Source organism: Hydrogenophaga sp. (assembly GCF_022844385.1).
In the GTDB taxonomy this organism is placed as follows: Bacteria; Pseudomonadota; Gammaproteobacteria; order Burkholderiales; family Burkholderiaceae_C; genus Hydrogenophaga.
Genome location: NZ_JALHLX010000002.1, coordinates 23183 through 44865 on the forward strand (window position 1 = coordinate 23183; position 21683 = coordinate 44865).

The following is a 21683-nucleotide window of genomic DNA, read 5'->3' on the forward strand; positions in this document are numbered from 1 at the left end:
TCGACCGTGGTGAGGTGACCGACAAGGGCTCGATCAACCAGCGCGCCGTGCTGGCCCACCGCGCCGAGACTGTCGACCTGCTGCACAGCGATGGCCTGCACGCCATCCTGAAACCCGAGTAAACACAACATGGCAACCCGCGGATTTTTCAACGCCTTCGACGACGTCTGGCTTCTCGCCGGCGTGCGCACACCCATGGTCGACTACTGTGGCGCGCTGGGCCACCTCTCGCCCACCGATCTCGGCATCAAGGCCGCGCGCGAAGCGCTGGCCCGAGCCGGCGTGCCGGGTGAACACATCGGCTCGGTGATCGCGGGCAACATGGCGCCTGGCGACTTCGACCAGTTTTTCCTGCCGCGCCACATCGGCCTGTACGCCGGTGTGCCGGTGGAGGTGCCGGCGATCATGGCGCAGCGCATCTGCGGCACCGGCTTCGAGCTGTTCCGCCAGGCGGGTGAACACATCCAGGGCGGCGCGTGCGACGCCGCGCTGGTGGTGGGCACCGAGAACATGACACGCAACCCGATCGCCGCCTTCGACCACCGCACCGGCTTCAAGCTCGGCGCGCCGGTCGGCTTCAAGGACTACATGTGGGAAGCGCTGAAAGACCCGGCGGCGGGCATCAACATGATCCAGACCGCAGAGAACCTGGCGAAGAAGTACGGCATCACGCGCGAGGAAGTGGACGCGTTCGCCTCGGCGTCGTTCGCAAAGGCCGTGGCCGCGCAGGAGAGCGGTTTCCTTGCCGGGGAAATCGTCTCGGTGATCAGCGAGAAGTTCGAACTCGCCGGCTACAAACCACGCGGCATCAAGCTTCAAGGCAAGGTGACCGAAGTGACTTCCGACACCCATCCGCGCGTCTCGCCAGTGGAGGTGCTGGCCAAGCTGCGCGCGGTGTTTGAAGGCGGCGTGCAGACCGGTGGCAACAGCTCGGCGCTGGTGGACGCGGCCGCAGCCTGCGTGGTGGCCTCCGGCTCGTACGCCAAGGAACACGGCAAGCAACCGCTGGCCCGCGTGGTCGCAGCGTCGGCGGTGGGCGTGCCGCCCGAGATCATGGGCATCGGCCCGGCGCCGGCCATTCGCCTGCTGCTGGAGCGCACCGGCCTCAAGCTCGCGGACATCGCCCGTTTCGAAGTGAACGAAGCCCAGGGCGCACAGACGCTGGCCGTGGCGCGCGAACTCGGCATGGACCTGGACCGCCTCAACGTCAACGGTGGCGCCATTGCACTCGGCCACCCGCTGGCCGCCACCGGCGTGCGCCTCACGCTCACGCTGGCGCGCGAACTGCAGCGCAGCGGCCAACGCTACGGCATCGCCAGCGCCTGCGTGGGCGGTGGCCAGGGCATGGCCCTCCTCATTGAAAACCCCTCGGCCTGAAACAAGAAGGACAAGACCATGAACATTCAAGGACATGCCGCCCTCGTCACCGGCGGTGGCTCGGGCCTCGGTGAAGCCACCGCACGCGAACTCGCGCGCCTGGGCGCCAAGGTCGCCGTGCTCGACGTGAACCTGGACAACGCCAAGCGCGTGGCCAGCGAGATCAATGGCATCGCTTGCCACTGCGACATCACCAACACCGAGAGCCTGCAGGCCGCCATGGACGCCGCCACGGCCGCTCATGGCCCGGCCCGCATCCTCATGAACATTGCCGGCATCGGCAGCGCCAGGCGCGTGGTCGGCAAGGACGGCTCGGCCGCGCCGCTGGAAGACTTTGCCAAGGTGGTCACGGTCAACCTGATCGGCACCTACAACGCCAGCCGCCTGTTTGCTGCGGCCTGCGCCAAGCTCGACCCACTGGAAGACGGCGAGCGCGGCGTGATGGTGTTCACCGCCAGCGTGGCCGCGTTCGACGGCCAGGTGGGCCAGCAGGCTTACAGCGCGTCCAAGGGTGGACTGGTGGGCATGACACTGCCGATGGCGCGCGACCTCGCTCAGCACGGCATCCGGGTCTGCACCATCGCGCCGGGCCTGTTCAGCACACCGCTCATGCGCACCCTGCCCGAGCCGGTGCAGGCCTCGCTGGCGGCCAGCATCCCGTTTCCGCCGCGCCTGGGCAAGCCCGAGGAGTTCGCATCGCTGGCCGCCTACATCGTGACCAACACGCACCTGAACGGTGAAGTGATCCGCCTGGATGGCGCCTTGAGGATGGCCCCAAGATGAGCAAGGTTGTCGTCTACGAAGTGGAAGTGATGTTCGGCGACTGCGACCCGGCCGGCATCGTGTTCTTCCCCAACTTCTCGAAGTGGATGGATGCGTCCTCGCTGAACTTCTTCGTGAAGTGCGGCGTGCCGCCCTGGCGCGAACTGGTGAAGACGCGCGGCATCGTCGGCACGCCGCTGCTGGAGATCCACACCAGGTTCATGCGCCCCGCCACCTACGGCGAACGCCTGCAGATCCACACCAGCGTGACCGAGTGGCGCGAGAAGGTGTTCATGCACAGGCATGTGGTGAAACGCGGCGACGACGTGTTGTGCGAAGGCACCGAGACCCGCGCCTTCGTGATCCACCCGCCCGAAGCGCCCGACCGCATCAAGGCCATTCCCGTGCCCGAAGACATCAAGGCACTTTGCAGCTGACCGTTTTTTTCCCCGCCTTTTCCAACCACCCAGAAGGAGACAACCATGAGCACACGCCGCCACTTCATCCAGGCCACCGCCGCCACCACTTTGCTGGGCTCGCTCGGCCTGCAGAGCGCCCACGCGCAAAACCTGGAGCAAGTCAAGATCGTCAACGGGTTTCCTGCCGGCGGCAGCGCCGATGTGACCAGCCGGCGCATTGGAGAGAAGCTGGGCGGCAGCGCCTACACAAAAAACGCCGCCGTGGTGGAAAACAAGACCGGCGCGGCCGGTCGCATTGCGGTGGAAACGGTGAAGAACGCTGCACCCGACGGTGCCACGCTGTTGCTCACGCCGTATTCCATGATGGCGATCTACCCGCACATCTACAAGCAGCTCAGCTACGACCCGTTCAAGGACCTCACCCCCGTGTGCATGGCGTCACTGCTCACGCACGGTCTGGCGGTGGGTCCGATGGTGCCGGCCTCGGTGAAGACGGTGAAAGACTACCTCGCGTGGGCCAAGGCCAACCCGAAGGACGCCAACTACGGCTCGCCGGCCGCAGGATCCACGCCCCATTTCCTGGGCGCGCTGCTCGGACTGGAGAGCGGTGTGGATCTCAAACACGTTCCCTACCGCGGTTCCATCCCCGGCATCACCGACGTGATCGGTGGTCAGCTGGCCAGCATGGTGACGCCGCACGGCGACTTTCTGCCCAACCACCGCGCGGGCAAGCTGCGCATCATCGCCACCTCGGGCAAGACGCGCTCGCCCTTTGTGCCCGAAGTACCCACCTTTGCCGAACAAGGGTTCTCCGACCTCGTGGTGGAAGAGTGGTTCGGCTTCTACGCCCCGGCCAAAACGCCCGCGGCTGTCGTGGCCAGCGCAAACACCGCGATCAATGCCGCGCTGAAGGAGAAGACGGTCATCGATTCGCTGGCCCTCTCGGGCATGGTGCCGATGGGTGGCAGCGCCGACGACATGGCCAAGAGCATGCAGCACTACTTCGAATTCTGGGGTCCGATTGTCAAGAAGATCGGTTTCACCGCCGAATCCTGAACCCGGGAACCGCGCCCATGAGTGACTACCAACCGCAGCCCGAAGCCAGCCTGCGCATCCTCGACGGCGTGTTGAAGGTGAGCGAGCAACTTGCCGCCCTGCCGGCCTTCGCCGACTTTGACGCCGCGCTCTTGCAACAGGTGCTGGGGGAAGCCGGCAAGTTCGTGGGCGAGGTGGTTGCCCCGCTGAACCAGAGCGGCGATGCGGTGGGCGCGCAGTTCAAGGCGGGCGCGGTCATCATGCCGCCAGGGTTTCGCGATGCGTACCAGGCGTTCTGGCAAGCAGGCTGGCCTTCGCTGGCCTGCGCGGTGGAAGACGGCGGCCAGGGTTTGCCCACCGTGGTGGAGGCCGTTCTGCACGAGATGCTGAACGCCGCCAACCACGGCTGGACCATGGCGCCCGGCCTGCTGCACGGCGCCTACGAATGCATTCGCCACCACGGCAGCACCGAACTGAAAGCGCGCTACCTGTCCAAGCTGGCCAGCGGTGAGTGGCTGGCCACGATGTGCCTGACCGAGCCCCACGCCGGCAGCGACCTGGGCCTGGTGCAGACCAAGGCCGTGCCGCTGCCCGACGGGCGCTTTGCACTCAGCGGCACCAAGATCTTCATCTCGGGCGGTGAGCACGACCTCACCGACAACATCGTGCATCTGGTGCTGGCCCGCTTGCCGGACGGACCGCCGGGGCCCAAAGGCCTGTCGCTGTTCCTCGTGCCGAAGTTTCACGAAGACGGCGTGCGGAGTTCAGTTCACTGCGAACGCATTGAGGAGAAGATGGGCATTCACGCCAGCCCGACCTGCGTGATGCGGTTTGACGAAGCCGCTGCGTCCATCGTGGGCGAGCCGGGCAAAGGGCTGAACGCCATGTTCGTGATGATGAACGCCGCGCGCCTGCTGGTCGGCCTGCAAGGCATTGGTCTGCTGGAGGCCGCGTGGCAGAAAGCCGATGCCTACGCGAAGGAGCGTCGGCAGATGCGCGCGCCAGGCAGCAGCAGCAAGGCGGGCGCGGCCGACGTGATCGCCATGCACCCGGCCATGCAGCGCATCCTCCAGACCCAGCGTGCCTGGATCGACGCCGGGCGCGTGATCGCTTACCGCACCGCACTCGAACTTGACCTGCAGAAACACCACCCCGACACCGCACGCCGCGAAGCCGCCGCGCGCTGGTGCAGCCTGGTCACCCCGGTGCTCAAGTCGGCCTGGACCGAGCAGGCCTTCAGCGGTGCCAGCGCGTGCCTGCAGGTGTTCGGTGGCCACGGCTATGTCCGCGAATGGGGCATCGAACAGCATGTGCGCGACGCGCGCGTGGCCATGATTTACGAGGGCACGAACGAGATCCAGGCGATCGACCTGCTGGTGCGCAAGACCCTGCCCGATGGCGCCGCGGCCCTGCAAACCCTGCTTGCCGAGCTCGCCGCCGAACCCGGCCAAAACCCCCGCACCCGGCTGGCGCTGCACGCCTTCAGCGCCTTCGTGCGCGAACAGGTGCTGCCGCGCACCAGCGAGTCGGACGCAGCGCCGGACCAGCCCTTCTGGCTCGCCGACGATTTCCTGCGCGCGCTCGCCCTGCTGCTCATGGCCTGGGCCTGGGACCGCCTGGCCACCGCACCCCACGCTGATGCCACCGCACACGCCGCGTTCTGGCGCTGGGTATGGCCCGAATTCGACATGCGCATGGGCATGATGAACACCACCTTGACGGCCGGGCAGAGCGCCCCGGCTATGCTCTGACGCCATGCCCGAGACTTCCACGCCCACCTCAACCGCCAATGCCATGCGCCGCCCCCGCGGTCCGCGCAAGAACGACACCAGCGAGAGCCTGCTGGTCGATGGCGCCACCGGCAGCGGGGCGGGCGATGCCCCCGAGGTCGACACCTCGTACCTGGAAACCCTGCTGGGCTACAACGCGCGCCGCGCCGCGCTGACCATCATTGCGCTCTTCCTGCGACGCATGGCGCCCTACGATCTGCGCCCGGTCGACTTTTCGGTGCTCACCGTGGTGGCGCACAACCCTGGCGTGACCTCGCGCCAGATCTGCGTCGCGCTGGACATCCTGCCGCCCAACCTGGTGGGCATGGTCAAGGCGCTGCACAAGCGCGGCCTGATCGAACGCCAGCCCCACCCCACCGACCGCCGCGCGCAAGGCCTGCACCTCACGCTGGCCGGCCAGCGACTGCACATCCAGGCCCAAAAGACGGCCACCGAACTGGAGCAGGAAGCCACGCACGCCCTCACGCCGGCCGAGCTGCACACGCTCAGCACCTTGCTGCGCAAGGTCTACCGCCGCCCGAGCGCCTGACAATCCGGGTAAATCCGTAGCGTCGTTCTTTGCGCCACATTGCTGCAGCGCACGCAGCTAGCAAACTGGTAGCAGCTCGCCTTCGTCTCTATAGTTCTCTTTCGGGCCTTCGAAAGGCCCCCAGGAGAATCCGCATGAGTGCCAAAGACAACGCTGCCGTGATCCAGCTCTTCGACCTGCTGGAATCGCGCTACGCCATGCGGGTGATCTGGGCGCTCTCCGACGGCCACCCCCAGACCTTCCGCCTGCTGCAGGACAGCGTGGGCGGCGTCACACCCAACACCCTGAACACCCGCATCAAGGAACTGCGCGCAGCCCGCCTGGTGGACCACAGCGGCCACGGCTACCGCCTCACCACCCAGGGGGCCGAGCTGGCGCGCCGCCTGAGCGAAGTGCAACAGTTCGCGGGCAAATGGGCGCACCAGCAGGCCCGGGTGGCGGCCAGCGCCGCGCCGCAACAGCCCGGCGCCTGATCAGGCGCCGGGGCTCGCCACCACCACCTGGCGCTGCTCACCCAGGCCTCGCGCGCCCAAGGTCATCACGTCCCCCACCTTGAGGTACGTCGGCGGCTTGTGGCCCATGCCCACGCCCGGCGGCGTGCCGGTGGGAATCACGTCGCCGGGCTGCAGCGCCATGAATCGGCTGAGGTAGCTCACGATGGTCTTCACGCCGAAGATCATGGTGCGGGTGTTGCCGGTCTGACGTCGCTCCCCGTTCACTTCAAGCCACAGGTCCACGTCTTGCGGATCGCCCAGTTCGTCGGGCGTGACCAGCCAGGGACCGATGGGGCAGTGTGTGGGGTAGCTCTTTCCCTTGGCCCACTGGCCTTCATATTCCATCTGGTAAGCGCGCTCGGACACGTCGTTGACCAGGCAGAAGCCGGCCACGCAGTCCAGCGCATCGTCTTCGCTCACGTGGAAGGCGCGCCGGCCGATCACGATGCCCAGTTCCACCTCCCAGTCCAGCTTCTGCGCGCCCGGCGGCAGCCAGACGTCGTCGTTCGGACCACAGATGGCGCCACTGTGTTTGTTGAACACGATGGGCTGGCCTGGCGGCTTCAGTCCGGCTTCGGCCGCGTGGTCGGCGTAGTTCAGGCCGATCCCGATCACGTTGCCCACACCGCCCACGCAGGGGCCCAAACGCGTGCCTGGCGGCACGGCGGGCAGGCCGGTCGGGTCGAGCGCGGCCAGCCGGGCCATAGAATCACGCCCCAGGGTGGCCGGGTGGATGTCGGGCACCACACCCGAGAGATCGCGCAGCGTGCCGCTGGCGTCAATCAGACCGGGTTTCTCGGCACCCGCGGGTCCATGGCGAAAGAGTTTCATGGGTTCAACCTGTTGAGTCGTCTGTTGGGGGCCTGTTGGAAGAGGGCCGATTGTGGGGCCCCGGCCCGCCAATCGCCTGTCGCCTCCTTGAAACCGGGCCCACCGCCCCCATGTGACCGCCTACGGCCTGCGTTGCCGACCCTTTTCACGAACTTTTCCATTCACTTCCATGAGCCAAGACAACCAGCCCGCTGACAACGCCTCCCCGGACACCAGTGCGCCCATGAGCCCCGAAGAGGCGATGGCGGCCGCCGCAGTGGCCGAGGCGGAAGCCATGAATGCCCTGAGCCACGAAGTCGCCACCCTCAAGGCACAAAACGCCGATCTGGCCGAGCAGTTCCTGCGCGCCAAGGCCGAGGCCGAGAACACCCGCCGCCGCGCCGAGGAAGAAATCAGCAAGTCGCGCAAGTTCGCCGTGGAGAGTTTTGCCGAAAGCCTGCTGCCGGTGGCCGACAGCCTGGAAGCTGGCCTCGCCATCACCGAGGCCACGCGCGAGCAACTGCGCGAAGGGTCCGAGGCCACGCTCAAGCAGCTCAAGAGCGCACTGGAGCGCCACCGCGTGCTGGAGATCAACCCGGCCGGTTCCACCAAGTTCGATCCGCACCAGCACCAGGCCATCAGCATGGTGCCGGCCGATCAGGAACCCAACACCGTGGTGAGCGTCCTGCAAAAGGGCTACTCCATCGCCGACCGCGTGTTGCGCCCGGCCCTGGTCACGGTCACCGCGCCCAAATAAGTTTTCGGTGCGGTCGCGCTCTTGAAAAGAGCCCGACTTATCCACACCTCATCCACATCGTTTTCAACAATCTTTTTTCTACACGGAGTCACAACATGGGACGAATCATCGGCATTGACCTGGGCACCACCAACTCGTGCGTGTCCATCATGGAAGGCAACACCACCAAGGTGATCGAGAACTCGGAAGGTGCACGCACCACGCCGTCGATCGTGGCTTACCAGGAAGACGGCGAAGTGCTGGTGGGCGCCTCGGCCAAACGCCAGGCCGTGACCAACCCGCGCAACACGCTCTACGCGATCAAGCGCCTGATCGGCCGCAAGTTCACCGAGAAGGAAGTGCAGAAGGACATCAACCTGATGCCCTACTCCATCGTGGCGGCCGACAACGGCGATGCCTGGGTGGAAGTGCGCGGCAAGCAGATCTCGGCCCAGCAGGTCAGCGCCGACATCCTGCGCAAGATGAAGAAGACCGCCGAGGATTACCTGGGCGAGCCGGTGACCGAGGCCGTGATCACGGTGCCCGCGTACTTCAACGACGCGCAGCGCCAGGCCACCAAGGACGCCGGCCGCATCGCGGGCCTGGACGTGAAACGCATCATCAACGAGCCCACCGCTGCGGCCCTGGCCTTCGGCCTGGACAAGCAGGAAAAGGGCGACCGCAAGATCGCCGTCTATGACCTGGGTGGCGGCACGTTCGACGTGTCCATCATCGAGATCGCCGATGTCGATGGCGAGAAGCAGTTTGAAGTGCTGTCCACCAACGGCGACACCTTCCTGGGCGGCGAAGACTTCGACCAGCGCATCATCGACTACATCATTGGCGAGTTCAAAAAGGACCAGGGCGTTGACCTGAGCAAGGACGTGCTCGCGCTGCAGCGCCTGAAAGAAGCCGCCGAGAAGGCCAAGATCGAGCTGTCCAGCTCGGCCGCGACCGACCTGAACCTGCCTTACATCACCGCCGATGCGTCGGGCCCGAAGCACCTGAACATCAAGCTCACGCGCGCCAAGCTCGAAGCCTTGGTGGAAGAGCTGATCGAACGCACGATCGCGCCTTGCCGCATGGCCATCAAGGACGCCGGCATCAGCGTCTCCGACATCCACGACGTGATCCTGGTCGGCGGTATGACCCGCATGCCCAAGGTGCAGGAGAAGGTGAAGGAGTTCTTCGGCCAGGAGCCGCGCAAGGACGTGAACCCCGACGAAGCTGTGGCCGTGGGTGCTGCCATCCAGGGTCAGGTGCTCTCGGGTGACCGCAAGGACGTGCTGCTGCTGGACGTGACTCCGCTGTCTCTTGGTATCGAGACCATGGGCGGTGTCATGACCAAGATGATCCAGAAGAACACCACGATCCCGACCAAGTTCGCGCAGACCTTCTCGACCGCCGAGGACAACCAGCCGGCCGTGACCATCAAGGTGTTCCAGGGCGAGCGCGAGATCGCCTCGGGCAACAAGTTGCTGGGTGAATTCAACCTCGAAGGCATCCCCGCTTCGCCGCGCGGCATGCCGCAGATCGAAGTGTCGTTCGACATCGACGCCAATGGCATCCTGCACGTGGGCGCCAAGGACAAGGGCACCGGCAAGGAAAACAAGATCACCATCAAGGCGAACTCGGGTCTGAGCGAGGCCGAGATCCAGCAGATGGTGAAAGACGCCGAACTCAACGCCGCCGACGACAAGAAGAAGGTCGAACTCGTGCAGGCACGCAACCAGGCCGAGGCCATGGTGCACAGCGTGAAGAAGAGCCTGGGCGAACACGGCGACAAGCTGGACGCAGCCGAGAAGGAAGCCATTGAAGCCGCCTTGAAAGACGCGGAAGAAGCGGCCAAGGGCGAGGACAAGGAAGCCATCGAAGCCAGGACCGAAGCGCTGATGACCGCCAGCCAGAAGCTCGGCGAGAAGGTGTACGCCGCCTCGCAGGCCGAGCAGGCGGCCGCGGCAGGCGCCGAGAGCGCGCAGCAAGGCAACAGCAAGGCGAACGACGACGATGTGGTCGACGCCGAAGTCAAGGAAGTGAAGAAGTCCTGATCGGCTGAGCCTTTCGATCATCCGCCGCGTCAGGGCAACCTGCCGCGGCGTTTGTGTTCCAACCGAACCCCGGGGACCGTTCCCCAAAGACCATGGCTAAACGCGATTTTTACGAAGTGCTGGGCGTGCCCAAGAACGCCGGCGACGACGAGATCAAGAAGGCGTATCGCAAGCTGGCGATGAAGCACCACCCCGACCGCAACCAGGGCGATGCGGCCAAGGCAGCGGAAGAGCGCTTCAAGGAGGCCAAAGAGGCCTACGAGATGCTGTCCGACCCGCAGAAGAAAGCGGCTTACGACCAATACGGCCACGCCGGCGTGGACCCCAACCTGCGCGGTGGTGCGGCCGGCGCAGAAGGCTTTGGCGGCTTCTCCGAGTCGTTCGGCGACATCTTTGGCGACATCTTCGGTGGCGCGCGCGGTCAGCGCAACGGTCGCCAGGTCTACCGCGGCGCCGACCTGTCGTACGCGATGGAAATCTCGCTCGAGGAAGCGGCTGGCGGCAAGGACACGCAGATCCGGATTCCGAGCTGGGACGACTGCGAAACCTGCACCGGCACCGGCGCCAAACCCGGCACCAGCGTCAAGACCTGCAGCACCTGCCACGGCCAGGGCTCGGTGCAGATGCGCCAGGGATTCTTCAGCGTGCAGCAGACCTGCCCGCAGTGCAGCGGCACCGGCAAGATCATTCCCGAGCCCTGCCCCACCTGCCACGGCCAGGGCAAGATCAAGAAGCAGAAAACGCTGGAGATCAAGATCCCCGCCGGCATCGACGACGGCCAGCGCATCCGCAGCACCGGCAACGGTGAGCCCGGCCAGAACGGCGGCCCGTCGGGCGACCTCTACATCGAAGTGCGCCTGCGCAAGCACGACATCTTCGAGCGCGACGGCGACGACCTGCATTGCACCGTGCCCGTGCCCATGACCACCGCGGCCCTGGGTGGCGAGATCGACGTGCCCACCCTGCAAGGCAAGGCCACCATCGACCTGCCCGAAGGCACCCAGAGCGGCAAGACCTTCCGCCTGCGCGGCAAGGGTGTCAAAGGCGTGCGCAGCAGCTACCCCGGCGACCTGTACTGCCACGTGGCGGTGGAAACGCCCATCAAGCTCACGGAGCACCAGCGCAAGCTGCTCAAGGAGCTGGACGAGTCGTTCAAGAAGGGTGGCCACAAGCACAGCCCGAACGACAAGGGATGGTTCGAAAAAGCGAAGTCGTTCTTCAGCTGAAGACCGGCTTCATGAACGCATCGGGGGCGCCGCTTGAGCGGCGCCCCTTTTTTTCTGCTGCGCATCTATGCGCCTCATTGCCAATATCGATTGGCTTATGTCGATAGATTTTGTCAAACTGACGGCCGTGTCTGTTTTTCCGTTTGTGAGGTTTCCATGGCCGCCCTGATCCGACAAGTCCGACCCGTCTGGGCCCAGTTGCAGGAATTCGATCTGCAGGTGCCCGCCCACGCGCTGCGCAACGCGCTGTTGGCCTTGGGTGCCGGCCTGCTGGTGATGGCGGGCTTGGCCGCGCTCAGCACCTTCTGGGCGCCCACCCGCGCCTGGTGGACGGCCGCCGACAACGGCAGCGCCATGGCCGCCGGTGTGCAGGCCTCGCTGCTCGCAGCGGTGGCCACGGCCGTGGGCGCGCTGCCGGTGTTTCTGGTACAGCGGGTGAGCAAGTTGCAGGAGGCCGCGTTGATGTCTTTCTCGGCCGGGATCATGCTGGCCGCGGCCATCTTCGCGCTGCTGTTGCCCTCACTCGATGCCGGGCGCACCCTGTTTGCCGGCATGACCGGTGGGGCCACCGGCGCGGCGGCCCTCAGCGGTGTGGGCCTGGCACTCGGCATGGGCCTGATGTTGGCGATCGACCGCTTCACGCCCCACGAACACGCGGTGCTGCCACCAGCGGCACTCGGTCATACCGGCGCCTGGGGAGCACGGAACGACAGCGCCGCTGTGCAGCGCGCGAAGCTCATGGTGCTGGCCATCCTGATCCACAACGTGCCCGAAGGTCTTGCCGTCGGCGCGGCTTACGCGGGTGTTGGAGAGCCAGGCGGTGCGCAGGCCGGTGCGTCGGTGGCGTTGGCCATCGGGCTGCAGAACATGCCCGAAGGCCTGATCGTGGCCATGGCGCTGCGCACGCTGGGCCGCAGCGCGGCGCAGGCGTGGGGCGTGGCAGCGCTCACGGGCCTGGCCGAACCGCTGGGCGCCATCGTCGGTCTGGTGGTGCTGGGCAGCGTGCCGGTGTTCTATCCGCTGGGTCTCGCACTGGCGGCGGGCGCCATGCTGTTTGTGGTGAGCCACGAGATCATTCCCGAGACGCACCGCAACGGCTTCGAGACCATGGCCACAGCGACGCTGCTCGCAGGCTTCATCTTCATGTTGCTGTTGGATGCGGTTTTGAGTTGACCCCCACGCTCCGTCGCTGCGTGGGTCGCTGCCCCCGAGGGGCGCGGCCTTGTTTGGGAGCGGCCCGGCACGGCGGCCCTCTGAAGCCGAGAGGCGGGGCGTAAGATGACCTGCATGAGCGTACACATCCGATTTCTTGGCGGCGCCGGCACGGTCACCGGCTCCAAATACCTGGTTGAGCACGAGGGCCAGAGCCTGCTGGTCGACTGCGGCTTGTTCCAGGGCTACAAGCAGCTGCGGCTGCGCAACCGCGACCCGCTGCCGGTGATGCCCAACCACATCGGTGCCGTGCTGCTCACCCACGCGCACCTGGACCACAGTGGCTACTTGCCACTGCTGGCCAAGGAGGGCTTTCACGGCAAGGTGTGGTCCACACCGGCCACGCGGGATCTGGCACAGATCCTGTTGCCGGACAGCGGCCACATCCAGGAAGAAGACGCGGCCTTCGCCAACCGCAAAGGCTTTTCCAAACACTCACCAGCGCTGCCGCTCTACACGGAGAGTGACGCGATTCAAAGCCTCAAGCTGTTTCGCACCGTGCCCATGCACCAGGCCTTTGAACCGCTCAAGGGCTGGACCGCGCAATTCTCGGGCGCGGGCCACATCCTGGGCGCAGCGAGCCTGCTGCTGGAGGTGGGCGGGCGGCGCATCCTGTTCTCGGGCGACCTTGGCCGCCCCGACGACGCGCTGATGCTCGCGCCCGACGCGCCGCCCGTGGCCGACGTGGTGGTGTGTGAGTCCACCTACGGCGACCGCGACCACCCCGACGAAGACGTGCTGGCCGAACTCGGCCCCGCCTTGACACGCGTGGCTGCGCGCGGTGGCTCGGCCGTGGTGCCGGTGTTTGCGGTCGGCCGCGCGCAGGCCCTGCTGCACGCCATCGCACAGCTCAAGGCTTCGGGCCAGCTGCCGCACAGCCTGCCGGTCTACCTCGACAGCCCCATGGCCATCCACAGCACCGAGCTGTTTGCGCGCCATCCGGGCGAGCACCGGTTGAACGCAGCGCAGTGCCACGCCATGTCGCAGGTCGCGAAGATGACGCGCACGGCCGACGAGTCCAAGGCCATCGCTCGCCAGCACGGCCCCAAGGTGATCCTGGCCGCCAGCGGCATGGCCACCGGCGGGCGTGTGTTGCACCACCTGGTGCAGTACCTGGGCGACCACCGCAACATGGTGCTGCTCACCGGCTACCAGGCCCCCGGCACGCGCGGGGCCACGCTGGCCAACGGCGGCACGAAGCTGCGCATCCACGGGCAAGACCTGCCGGTGCGCGCTGAAATCGTGCAGCTCCAGTCGGCCTCGGCGCACGCCGACGCCGGGCAGCTCATGGCCTGGCTGCGCGCCCTGCCCCAGCCGCCACGTCGCGTGTTCGTCACCCACGGTGACATGGAAGCCTCCGACCGGCTGCGCCACCGCATCGAAACCGAACTGCGCTGGCAGGCGCTGGTGCCCGAGCACGGCAGCACCTGGGCGGCCTGACACTGCCGCATTCACACCTGCACACACGGCCCATGGAACGCGGCCGCTTCTCCCCACTCTCACCCCGATGAATCTCCAACCTTCCCTCATCCTGGGCGCTGCCCTGCTGTCCTCTGCGGCCTGGGCCCAGCCCCCCACGCCAGCCGCCAACCCCGAATTCGACACCTGCCTGAACACGCTGCGCGCGCCCGCGCGTGCCGCCGGCGTGCGCGACGAGACCTTTGCCCTGCACACGCAGAACCTCGCGCCCGACATGAGCGTGATCGACAAGCTCAACTTTCAACCCGAGTTCCGCACTGCGATCTGGGACTACCTGGCCGGCCTGGTGGACGAAGAGCGCGTGGCCGAGGGCCGCGCCATGCTGGAGCGCCACGCCGAAACGCTCGCGAGGGTGAACGACAAGTACGGCGTGGATCCGGCCACGGTGGTGGCGGTCTGGGGTGTGGAGAGCAACTTTGGCCAGACCTTCGGCAAGTCGCCGCTGGTGCAGTCGCTGGGCACGCTGTCGTGCTTCGGGCGAAGGCAGGCCTACTTCCGCACCGAGTTCTACGCCACGCTGCGCATCCTGCAGGCCGGACACATCGCACCCGAGCGTCTTGTCGGCTCGTGGGCCGGCGCCTTTGGCCACACGCAGTTCATGCCCAGCACCTTCGAGCGCCTCGCAGTGGACTTCGACGGCGACGGCAAGGCAGACCTGATGGACAGCACCAGCGACGCGCTCGCGTCCACCGCCAACTTTCTGGCCAAGGCCGGCTGGCAAAGTGGTCAGCCCTGGGGCTTTGAAGTGAAGCTGCCCCAGGGCTTCAGCACCACCGGCGAAGGCCGCCGCACCAAGCGCGCCATGGGCGAATGGGCAGCGCGCGGCCTCAAACGGGTCGACGGCTCGCCACTGCCTGCCAGCGGCAGCGCCGGCCTCATGACCCCCGCAGGGGCGCAGGGCCCGGCCTTTCTGGTGCTGCGCAACTTCGACGCGATCTACAGCTACAACGCGGCCGAAAGCTACGGTCTGGCCATCGCCCACCTGGCCGACCGGCTGCGCGGCGGCGGCGTGTTCTCCACGCCCTGGCCCACCGACGACCCGGGCATTTCACGCGCCGAGCGTCGCGAAGTGCAAACCCTCTTGATCGCGCGCGGCCACGACATTGGCGCGGTGGACGGCATGCTGGGCGACAAGAGCCGCGCTGCGATCCGCGTGGAGCAGGAGCGGCTGGGGCACGAGGCGAGCGGGCGCGCCGGGCAGAAGCTGTTGAAGGCCTTGCGGGGGGGCTGAGGCTCACCCGGATCCTCACCCCAGCTTCACCGCGGTGCCGCTCACCGCGACCATCATCATCCCGTTGGTCTCACCCAGCACCTCGTAGTCGAAGTCGATGCCGATGACGGCGTTGGCGCCCATTTCGCGCGCCGCTTCGATGAGGTCTTCCACGGCAGCGTCGCGCGCGCCGGAGAGGGCGCGCTCGTAGCCGCCGGCGCGCCCGCCCACCACGTCGCGCACTGAAGAGAACATGTCGCGAAAGATGTTGGCGCCAATGATGGCTTCGCCGTTGACCACGCCCAGGTACTGCGAGCGGTCGATGCCCTCGGGCGTCGTGGTGCTGAGGAAAAAGCCGTCTTTCGCTTTGGAAAACCATCCCATGTGACATCTCCTGTTGGTTTTGCGCGTGGCGCATCGCACGGACATTGTGCAGCGCACGTGCTAGGGTCGGACACAGCCACTTCGGGAACATCCCATGCCAGGCTACCAGGTCAAGACCGAGACCCTGTCGCTCGGCGGCACCGACTGGCACATCCGCTGCCTGATCGACGACCAGCAATTCAACGACACCCACCATGCCGCGGCCGACATCGGTCTGCCTTCGGCGGGCTGGTCGCATTTTGGCCAGGTGTGGCCTTCTTCGCGCGTGCTCGCGCTGGCCATGCTCACGCACCCGCTGGCGGGGCTGCGCGTGCTGGAGATCGGTGCGGGACTGGCGCTGGCCAGCCTGGTGATGCACCGGCGCGGTGCCGATGTGACGGTGAGCGACTGGCACCCGCTGACGGAAGAATTCCTGCGCCACAACCTGATTTTGAACGACCTGGGGCCGCTGCCCTACCAGGCCGGCAACTGGGAGAGCGTGGCGGCCACCGACAACCCCGCGCTGGGCCGCTTTGATCTCATCGTGGGTAGCGACCTGCTCTACGAACGCCAGCAACCGGCGCAACTCGCCGCCTTCATCCACCGCCACGCGGCGGTGGGCGCGCAGATCGTGATCGTCGACCCCGACCGCGGCAACCGCGCCGCCTTTGGCCGCGACATGGGCATGCTGGGGTTCGTGCTCACGATGCAGGCAGCCGGGCGCCAGCTGGAGGACGGCACGGCCTACAAAGGGCGCTTTCTCAGCTTCACACGCTGAAATGCAAACAGCCCGCGGTGCGGGCTGTTTGCATTGCAACAAGTCCGGCCATCTCGGCCGAACCGGTCAGCCGCCCTTTTTGGAGCGCTTGCCGGGGTTCTTCTTGCTGCGGGTGGCCACGCCACGCTCCAGGCTCACGCGCTGACCACGGCCAGGGGAGGTCAGGGACACGCCCGCGACGGGCGTGGGGCGTGGGGTGGCTTTGCGGTCGGCTTCGGTGACGATTTTGTTGCCCATGACTGGATCCTGAGAAAGTTGCGAAAGTGACGGAACCCGCTATTAGGCCACAAGGCCCCGTGCGGGTCAGGTGGCGTTGCCGGCGTTCCAGGTGAACGACGCGTCGGTGGACAGCGCCTCCGGGCGGCGCACGGGCATCAGCCAGCCGTGGGCGGGGTTGGTCTGCGCGGAGATGTCGATGCGCGGCGCCTGGGCCGACACCGGACCGAAGATGGTGGCGAACGACGCGTCGGCCGCGTCGCGCCCCGTGCCGATGCGCACAAAGCCCATGGGAATGGCGGTGCCCGAGGGATCAAACAGGTACCAGCGGTGGCCCAGGTAGACCTCGACATAAGCATGGAAATCGGTCGGACCCAGGGCCGGGTCGGCGCCGAAGTCGATCGCGGTGGTGAAGCGCGCCGGTATGTTGAGCGCGCGACAGAAGGTGATCATGAGGTGCGCAAAGTCGCGGCACACACCTTTGCGGTCGTTGAGCGTGTCCATGGCCGAGGTCATGGAGTTGCTGGTGTTGGACTCGAACGTCACCTGGCTCTGCACCCACTTCTGGATCGCCTCCACGCGCCGGTAGCCCTGTGGCATCTGGCCAAACAACTCGTTGGCCATGGCGGTCACACAGTCGGACTGGCAGTAGCGGCTGGGGTAGATGTAGGTGAGCACATCGGTGGGCAGCTGGTTGATGGGGGTTTCAAACACACTGTCGGGCTGGTCCACGTGGTGCACGATGTCGAGCGTGGCGCGGTAGCGCAGTTGCAACGGGCCGGGATTGGCGGTCAGTCGCAGGATGCGCGTGCGCGTGGCGGCGTCGGTGTACGACACCAGGGGCACCGGCTGGCTGACCTGCAGTTCTTCCCACACCACGGTCTGCTGTGGGGAATGCGCGGCCTGCACGTTGAAGATGAAGTCGGCGCTGGGCTGGTTGACCTGGTACTGCAGGTCGATGGCGAGGTGGATGCGAACCATGGGGTCACCGTGAAAAAGAAATGGACCGGCCTGGGGGCCAGTGGAAGCGGGGATACCCGCCGGGAGACGGTGAGACAAAGATCGATTGATGGTACGCGTGCGCTGTGCTGCCGTCTGTGCGCCAAGGCACCTTGCCCCGCCGCTGCGGCAGGGCAAGGGCTTGGGCGTAAGCTCAAACACCATGCGCGCGCTGCTCTCAACCTTCTCCTTGCAAGAGTTGCGCCACCACCCGTGGCGCAACGCTTCGGCCGTGGTGGCCGTCATGCTGGGCGTGGCGCTGGCGTTTGCGGTGCATCTCATCAACGCGTCGGCACTCGCCGAATTCTCCAGCGCGGTCAGCTCGGTCAATGGCCAGCCCGATGTGGAGCTGCGCGCCCGGCAGGGTCTGCTGCCCGACACCCTGCTCGACCGCGTGGCCGCCCACCCTGACGTGGCACTGGCCAGCCCCGTGCTGGATCTGCCCACCCAGGCGGTGCTGCCCGGTGGTGAGCGCGTGGCGGTGAAGCTGTTGGGTGTGGACGCGCTGGTGGTGGCCGGCTTGTCACCCGCACTGATGCCGGTGCCCGCGGCTGCGCCCGACAACACCGCAGCGCGGCGCTTCGACCTGTTTGCACCCGACGCGGTGTTTCTCAACGCAGCCGCGTCCCAAGCGCTGGGCAACAGCACCACGCTGCAGCTGCAAAGCGGTCTGACGCTGCGAACGGTGCGCGTGGCTGGCCGGGTGAATGCACCGGGGGCGCCGCTGCTGGTGATGGACGTGGCCGCTGCGCAAGACCTCATGAACCGTGCAGGCCAACTGAGCCGGCTCGACCTGCGACTGGCGCCCGGCGCGCGGCTCGATACGGTACTGGCCTCGCTCGACCTGCCGGCGCAAGTCATCGCGCAGCGACCCGAACAGTCGGGCGAACGGGTGAGCAACCTTTCTCGCGCCTACCGGGTGAACCTCACCGTGCTTGCGCTCGTGGCGCTGTTCACCGGTGCCTTCCTTGTTTTTTCGGTGCTCTCGCTCTCGGTGGCCCGGCGCCAGCCACAGTTCGCGCTGCTCGGTGTGCTCGGTCTCTCGGGCAACGAGCGCCTGCGCCTGGTGCTGGCCGAATCGGCTTTGCTCGGTCTGCTCGGCAGCCTGCTGGGCATCGCGCTGGGCACGGCGCTGGCGGCACTCGCGCTCAAGCTGCTGGGCGGTGATCTCGGAGGCGGCTACTTTTCGGGTGTGGCACCGCCCCTGCAATGGAGCGCCTGGGCTGCGCTGGTGTACGGGCTGCTGGGTGTGGCAGCCTCGGTGGTGGGTGGCTGGTGGCCCGCACGCGCCACGGCCCGCATGGCGCCGGCCCTGGCTTTGAAGGGACTGGGCGCACCCGCTCCCGCCGGTGCGCGCCGCCACACGCTGGCTCTGGCGCTGGTGGCACTTGCTGCAGCCCTGGCCTGGGCACCGCCCGTGGCCGGCATTCCACTCGCGGCCTACCTGTCGGTGGGCCTGCTGCTGGTGGGCGGCATCGCGGCACTGCCGCTGGCGGTGGGCTGGCTGCTGGACCGCATTGCGCCCCACATCACACGGCATGCGCTGCCGGTGCTCGCGGTGGAGCGCGCGCGCCGCCTGCGCGAAACAGCCGCCGTGGCCACCAGCGGTGTGGTCGCCAGTCTGGCGCTGTCGGTGGCGCTCACGGTGATGGTGGCGAGCTTTCGGGACTCGGTCACGCAGTGGCTCGACGCCGTGCTGCCCGCGCAGCTGTACGTGCGCAGCACTGGGGGCAGCGGCAACGACACGGCCCACCTGCCGCCCGATTTCGTGGTGGCGGTCGCGCGCGTGGAGGGTGTCGGGCGCGTGGACACCCTGCGCGCCACACCGGTGCAGTTCGACCCGGTGCGCCCGGCCGTGGTGCTGCTCACACGCCCGCTCGACATGGTGCCGGGCTCGGCGCTGAGCCTGCCGCTGGTGGGCAACCCGCTGCCGGCCCCGGCTGCGGCCGAAGGCGAGAGCGTGATTGCTGTGTATGTGAGCGAAGCCATGGTGGACTTGTATGGCGCCGAACCCGGCGGCTGGCTGCCGAGCCTCGCGCAAGCCTTTGCCGAACCGAACGTGCGCAGCGTTCGTTTTTTTGTGGCGGGCGTTTGGCGCGACTACGCCCGCCAGCACGGCAGCGTGGCCATGGACCGCGCCGACTTTGTGCGCCTCACGGGCGATGCGCGCGTGAACGACCTGGCGCTGCACCTGCAGGAGGGTTCCGACGAAGAGGCGGTGCGTGAACGCATCCGCGCTCTGGCCGAAGAGCGAGGTGCACGTGACCTGATCGAGTTCGCGTCATCCGGCCAGATCCGCGCGGTCTCGCTGCGCATCTTCGACCGCAGCTTCGCTGTCACCGTGTGGCTGCAGGCCGTGGCCATCGGCATCGGGCTGTTTGGCGTGGCGGCGAGTTTCAGCGCGCAGGTGCTGGCGCGCAAACGCGAGTTCGGCCTGCTCGCACACCTGGGCCTCACGCGGCAGCAGATCCTGGGCGTGGTGGCGCTCGAAGGCCTGGCCTGGACGCTGCTCGGCGCCATCGCCGGTCTGGCGCTTGGTCTGGCGGTGAGCCTGGTGCTGGTGCACGTGGTCAACCCGCAAAGCTTTCACTGGACCATGGACCTGGTGCTGCCCTGGGCGCGGTTGCTGGCGCTGTGTGCGGCGGTGGTGGTGGCCGGCACGCTCACCGCGTGGCTGGCCGGGCAGGCCGCGGCGAGCCGCGACGCGGTACGCGCTGTGAAGGAGGACTGGTGAACATGACCACAAGCACACAACCAACCGTTCGGGCTGAGCCTGTCGAAGCCCATACCAGCCGCCGCCAGCTGTTGATCGCATCGGCGGGCGCCCTCGCCTTTCCCGGCCTCCACGCACAAGCCCCGCACCGCCCCGGCGACGCGCTCCAACCCCGTCCCCTCGTGTTCCCGCGCGACCACGGCACCCACAACGACACCCGCACCGAGTGGTGGTACCTCACAGGCCACGCGAAAGACCAGAAGGGCCGGGAGTTCGGCTTCCAGGTCACCTTCTTCCGCAGCCGCGTCGATGGCACACAGGCCCTGCAAAGCCGACTGGCCGCAAAACACCTGCTGTTCGCGCACGCCGCCATCACCGATGTGAACAGCGGCAAACTTCTGCACGACCAGCGCATGGCGCGCTGGAACGGCGAGCTGCCGATGCAAACCGAACGCGGCGTGTTCGCCAGCGAAGCCGACACGCGCGTGGTGCTGCGCGACTGGCACATCGAGCGCGCAGCGGATGGTCACTACAAGACACGCATCGGCGGTGACACGCTGAGCATCGATCTCACTGCGCAACCGCAACAGGCCTGGCTGCTGCAGGGTGACAAGGGCTTTTCGCGCAAAGGCCCCGACGCCTCACAAGCAAGCTTCTACGTATCGCATCCCCACCTCGCAGTACAGGGCACGCTGGGCATCGGCCAACAGCGCTTCGAAGTGACCGGCACCGCCTGGCTCGACCACGAGTGGAGCGAGGCGCTGCTGCATCCCGAGGCGGTGGGCTGGGACTGGATCGGCATGAACCTGTTTGACGGCCACAGCCTGACCGCGTTTCAGCTGCGCCGTGCCGACGGCAGCAAGGTCTGGGCGGGGGGATCGTTTCGGGCCGGTGTCAGTGCGCAAAGCCCCACCGACATCGTCCCCTTTCGCCCCGGCGAGGTTGACTTCAAACCGCAACGCCACTGGACCAGTCCACTCACCCGGGCGAAGTACCCGGTGCAATGGTTGATCAGCACGCCGGCCGATGTCTACACGGTCAAGGCCGTGATCGACCCGCAGGAACTCGATGGCCGCCAGGGCACCGGCACGGTGTATTGGGAAGGTCTGTCCGACCTGTTCGGGAGCAACGGCCAGCGCGTGGGCCGTGGCTACCTGGAGATGACGGGGTACGCGCAGCGGCTGGTGTTGTGAGGCGCCGCTGCGCAGCAGATCAGCGTTGCGGGACGACGATCACGGTGCCGCCGCTCGAAGGCAACGAAGTGCTGCCGGTGGCACCCGTGGCGCCGGTGTAGCCGGTGCTGCCCGTGGCGCCCGTGCTGCCCGTCGCACCTGCGCCGCCAGTGGCTCCGGTGGCACCCGTGTCACCGGTGTAGCCCGTGGCACCGGTGGCTCCGGTGGGGCCTGCGGGGCCCATGGGTGCCGAAATGCAACCGGCGAGCGCGAGCGACAGGGCGCCGGCCAACAGCAGTTTTGAATGGTTCATGG

The 21683-nt window shown here is 67.0% G+C and carries 21 protein-coding genes; 16 read left to right on the forward strand and 5 right to left on the reverse strand.

The window, feature by feature from the left end; genetic code table 11:
• The first annotated feature begins 129 nt into the window (after nt 1-129).
• The 7 genes from Q0C59_RS00695 to Q0C59_RS00725 all read left to right on the forward strand — a co-directional run bounded on the left by Q0C59_RS00695 (nt 130) and on the right by Q0C59_RS00725 (nt 6385).
• Nucleotides 130-1377: a thiolase family protein gene (locus Q0C59_RS00695; RefSeq protein WP_291210421.1), complete on the forward strand. Its 1248-nt coding sequence runs from the start codon at nt 130-132 to the stop codon at nt 1375-1377.
• 18 nt (nt 1378-1395) lie between these two features.
• Complete coding sequence (locus tag Q0C59_RS00700; protein ID WP_291210424.1) at nt 1396-2160, forward strand: SDR family NAD(P)-dependent oxidoreductase; 765 nt, start codon at nt 1396-1398, stop codon at nt 2158-2160.
• Nucleotides 2157-2576 carry a thioesterase family protein gene (locus Q0C59_RS00705; RefSeq protein ID WP_291210426.1) on the forward strand — a complete coding sequence of 140 codons (420 nt, stop codon included), beginning with the start codon at nt 2157-2159 and terminating at the stop codon, nt 2574-2576. The genes Q0C59_RS00700 and Q0C59_RS00705 overlap by 4 nt, the downstream gene beginning before the upstream one ends.
• Nucleotides 2577-2621: 45 nt before the next feature.
• The gene (locus tag Q0C59_RS00710) at nt 2622-3614 is read left to right on the forward strand and encodes a Bug family tripartite tricarboxylate transporter substrate binding protein (RefSeq protein WP_291210429.1); all 993 of its coding nucleotides are present in this window, start codon (nt 2622-2624) and stop codon (nt 3612-3614) included.
• A 17-nt stretch (nt 3615-3631) separates the two neighbouring features.
• A complete protein-coding gene (locus Q0C59_RS00715) occupies nt 3632-5344 on the forward strand; it encodes an acyl-CoA dehydrogenase family protein (RefSeq protein ID WP_291210432.1) in 1713 nt (570 codons plus the stop codon).
• A gap of 43 nt (nt 5345-5387) precedes the next feature.
• Complete coding sequence (locus tag Q0C59_RS00720) at nt 5388-5912, forward strand: MarR family winged helix-turn-helix transcriptional regulator (protein ID WP_304752622.1); 525 nt, start codon at nt 5388-5390, stop codon at nt 5910-5912.
• A gap of 134 nt (nt 5913-6046) precedes the next feature.
• Nucleotides 6047-6385 carry a helix-turn-helix domain-containing protein gene (locus Q0C59_RS00725; protein WP_291210438.1) on the forward strand — a complete coding sequence of 113 codons (339 nt, stop codon included), beginning with the start codon at nt 6047-6049 and terminating at the stop codon, nt 6383-6385.
• Here the strand turns inward: Q0C59_RS00725 and Q0C59_RS00730 are convergent, their stop codons facing one another.
• Nucleotides 6386-7237, reverse strand: a complete 852-nt coding sequence (locus Q0C59_RS00730; protein WP_291210441.1) for a fumarylacetoacetate hydrolase family protein — start codon at nt 7235-7237, stop codon at nt 6386-6388.
• A 169-nt stretch (nt 7238-7406) separates the two neighbouring features.
• Between Q0C59_RS00730 and grpE the strand changes: the two genes are divergently transcribed.
• The 6 genes from grpE to Q0C59_RS00760 all read left to right on the forward strand — a co-directional run bounded on the left by grpE (nt 7407) and on the right by Q0C59_RS00760 (nt 15148).
• Complete coding sequence (gene grpE, locus Q0C59_RS00735) at nt 7407-7973, forward strand: nucleotide exchange factor GrpE (protein ID WP_291210444.1); 567 nt, start codon at nt 7407-7409, stop codon at nt 7971-7973.
• Between the two features lie 56 nt (nt 7974-8029).
• The gene (gene dnaK / locus Q0C59_RS00740) at nt 8030-10000 is read left to right on the forward strand and encodes a molecular chaperone DnaK (RefSeq protein ID WP_291210570.1); all 1971 of its coding nucleotides are present in this window, start codon (nt 8030-8032) and stop codon (nt 9998-10000) included.
• A gap of 92 nt (nt 10001-10092) precedes the next feature.
• Nucleotides 10093-11226, forward strand: coding sequence for a molecular chaperone DnaJ (gene dnaJ, locus Q0C59_RS00745; protein ID WP_291210447.1), 1134 nt, complete (start codon nt 10093-10095; stop codon nt 11224-11226).
• Nucleotides 11227-11382: 156 nt separating this feature from the next.
• Nucleotides 11383-12399 (forward strand): ZIP family metal transporter, encoded by a 1017-nt coding sequence (locus Q0C59_RS00750; protein WP_291210449.1) that lies wholly within the window; start codon nt 11383-11385, stop codon nt 12397-12399.
• Nucleotides 12400-12513: 114 nt separating this feature from the next.
• Nucleotides 12514-13878: an MBL fold metallo-hydrolase gene (locus tag Q0C59_RS00755; protein WP_291210451.1), complete on the forward strand. Its 1365-nt coding sequence runs from the start codon at nt 12514-12516 to the stop codon at nt 13876-13878.
• Nucleotides 13879-13945: 67 nt separating this feature from the next.
• Entirely contained in the window at nt 13946-15148 is a 1203-nt protein-coding gene (locus Q0C59_RS00760; protein ID WP_291210454.1) for a lytic murein transglycosylase, read from the forward strand.
• A 15-nt stretch (nt 15149-15163) separates the two neighbouring features.
• Here Q0C59_RS00760 and Q0C59_RS00765 read toward each other — a convergent pair whose 3' ends face one another.
• Complete coding sequence (locus tag Q0C59_RS00765; protein ID WP_291210456.1) at nt 15164-15511, reverse strand: heavy metal-binding domain-containing protein; 348 nt, start codon at nt 15509-15511, stop codon at nt 15164-15166.
• 94 nt (nt 15512-15605) lie between these two features.
• Between Q0C59_RS00765 and Q0C59_RS00770 the strand changes: the two genes are divergently transcribed.
• Nucleotides 15606-16268: a methyltransferase gene (locus tag Q0C59_RS00770; protein WP_291210459.1), complete on the forward strand. Its 663-nt coding sequence runs from the start codon at nt 15606-15608 to the stop codon at nt 16266-16268.
• A gap of 66 nt (nt 16269-16334) precedes the next feature.
• On the opposite strand, the gene Q0C59_RS00775 is transcribed toward Q0C59_RS00770, so the two are convergent.
• Entirely contained in the window at nt 16335-16505 is a 171-nt protein-coding gene (locus Q0C59_RS00775; protein ID WP_172823098.1) for a hypothetical protein, read from the reverse strand.
• Between the two features lie 66 nt (nt 16506-16571).
• Nucleotides 16572-17465, reverse strand: coding sequence for a transglutaminase family protein (locus Q0C59_RS00780; protein ID WP_291210462.1), 894 nt, complete (start codon nt 17463-17465; stop codon nt 16572-16574).
• Between the two features lie 181 nt (nt 17466-17646).
• On the opposite strand from Q0C59_RS00780, the gene Q0C59_RS00785 reads away from it, so the two are divergent.
• Nucleotides 17647-20217 (forward strand): FtsX-like permease family protein, encoded by a 2571-nt coding sequence (locus Q0C59_RS00785; RefSeq protein ID WP_291210466.1) that lies wholly within the window; start codon nt 17647-17649, stop codon nt 20215-20217.
• Between the two features lie 2 nt (nt 20218-20219).
• Entirely contained in the window at nt 20220-21389 is a 1170-nt protein-coding gene (locus Q0C59_RS00790) for a lipocalin-like domain-containing protein (RefSeq protein ID WP_291210470.1), read from the forward strand.
• Between the two features lie 19 nt (nt 21390-21408).
• Here Q0C59_RS00790 and Q0C59_RS00795 read toward each other — a convergent pair whose 3' ends face one another.
• Nucleotides 21409-21681 (reverse strand): hypothetical protein, encoded by a 273-nt coding sequence (locus Q0C59_RS00795; RefSeq protein ID WP_291210473.1) that lies wholly within the window; start codon nt 21679-21681, stop codon nt 21409-21411.
• Between the last annotated feature and the right edge of the window lie 2 nt (nt 21682-21683).

Bases quoted from the DNA above. Each gene is read 5' to 3' on its own strand.
- Q0C59_RS00695 (WP_291210421.1), top strand. From the start codon at position 130: ATGGCAACCCGCGGATTTTTCAACGCCTTCGACGACGTCTGGCTTCTC.
- Q0C59_RS00700 (WP_291210424.1), top strand. From the start codon at position 1,396: ATGAACATTCAAGGACATGCCGCCCTCGTCACCGGCGGTGGCTCGGGC.
- Q0C59_RS00705 (WP_291210426.1), top strand. From the start codon at position 2,157: ATGAGCAAGGTTGTCGTCTACGAAGTGGAAGTGATGTTCGGCGACTGC.
- Q0C59_RS00710 (WP_291210429.1), top strand. From the start codon at position 2,622: ATGAGCACACGCCGCCACTTCATCCAGGCCACCGCCGCCACCACTTTG.
- Q0C59_RS00715 (WP_291210432.1), top strand. From the start codon at position 3,632: ATGAGTGACTACCAACCGCAGCCCGAAGCCAGCCTGCGCATCCTCGAC.
- Q0C59_RS00720 (WP_304752622.1), top strand. From the start codon at position 5,388: ATGCGCCGCCCCCGCGGTCCGCGCAAGAACGACACCAGCGAGAGCCTG.
- Q0C59_RS00725 (WP_291210438.1), top strand. From the start codon at position 6,047: ATGAGTGCCAAAGACAACGCTGCCGTGATCCAGCTCTTCGACCTGCTG.
- Q0C59_RS00730 (WP_291210441.1), bottom strand. From the start codon at position 7,237: ATGAAACTCTTTCGCCATGGACCCGCGGGTGCCGAGAAACCCGGTCTG.
- grpE (WP_291210444.1), top strand. From the start codon at position 7,407: ATGAGCCAAGACAACCAGCCCGCTGACAACGCCTCCCCGGACACCAGT.
- dnaJ (WP_291210447.1), top strand. From the start codon at position 10,093: ATGGCTAAACGCGATTTTTACGAAGTGCTGGGCGTGCCCAAGAACGCC.
- Q0C59_RS00750 (WP_291210449.1), top strand. From the start codon at position 11,383: ATGGCCGCCCTGATCCGACAAGTCCGACCCGTCTGGGCCCAGTTGCAG.
- Q0C59_RS00755 (WP_291210451.1), top strand. From the start codon at position 12,514: ATGAGCGTACACATCCGATTTCTTGGCGGCGCCGGCACGGTCACCGGC.
- Q0C59_RS00760 (WP_291210454.1), top strand. From the start codon at position 13,946: ATGAATCTCCAACCTTCCCTCATCCTGGGCGCTGCCCTGCTGTCCTCT.
- Q0C59_RS00765 (WP_291210456.1), bottom strand. From the start codon at position 15,511: ATGGGATGGTTTTCCAAAGCGAAAGACGGCTTTTTCCTCAGCACCACG.
- Q0C59_RS00770 (WP_291210459.1), top strand. From the start codon at position 15,606: ATGCCAGGCTACCAGGTCAAGACCGAGACCCTGTCGCTCGGCGGCACC.
- Q0C59_RS00775 (WP_172823098.1), bottom strand. From the start codon at position 16,505: ATGGGCAACAAAATCGTCACCGAAGCCGACCGCAAAGCCACCCCACGC.
- Q0C59_RS00780 (WP_291210462.1), bottom strand. From the start codon at position 17,465: ATGGTTCGCATCCACCTCGCCATCGACCTGCAGTACCAGGTCAACCAG.
- Q0C59_RS00785 (WP_291210466.1), top strand. From the start codon at position 17,647: ATGCGCGCGCTGCTCTCAACCTTCTCCTTGCAAGAGTTGCGCCACCAC.
- Q0C59_RS00790 (WP_291210470.1), top strand. From the start codon at position 20,220: ATGACCACAAGCACACAACCAACCGTTCGGGCTGAGCCTGTCGAAGCC.
- Q0C59_RS00795 (WP_291210473.1), bottom strand. From the start codon at position 21,681: ATGAACCATTCAAAACTGCTGTTGGCCGGCGCCCTGTCGCTCGCGCTC.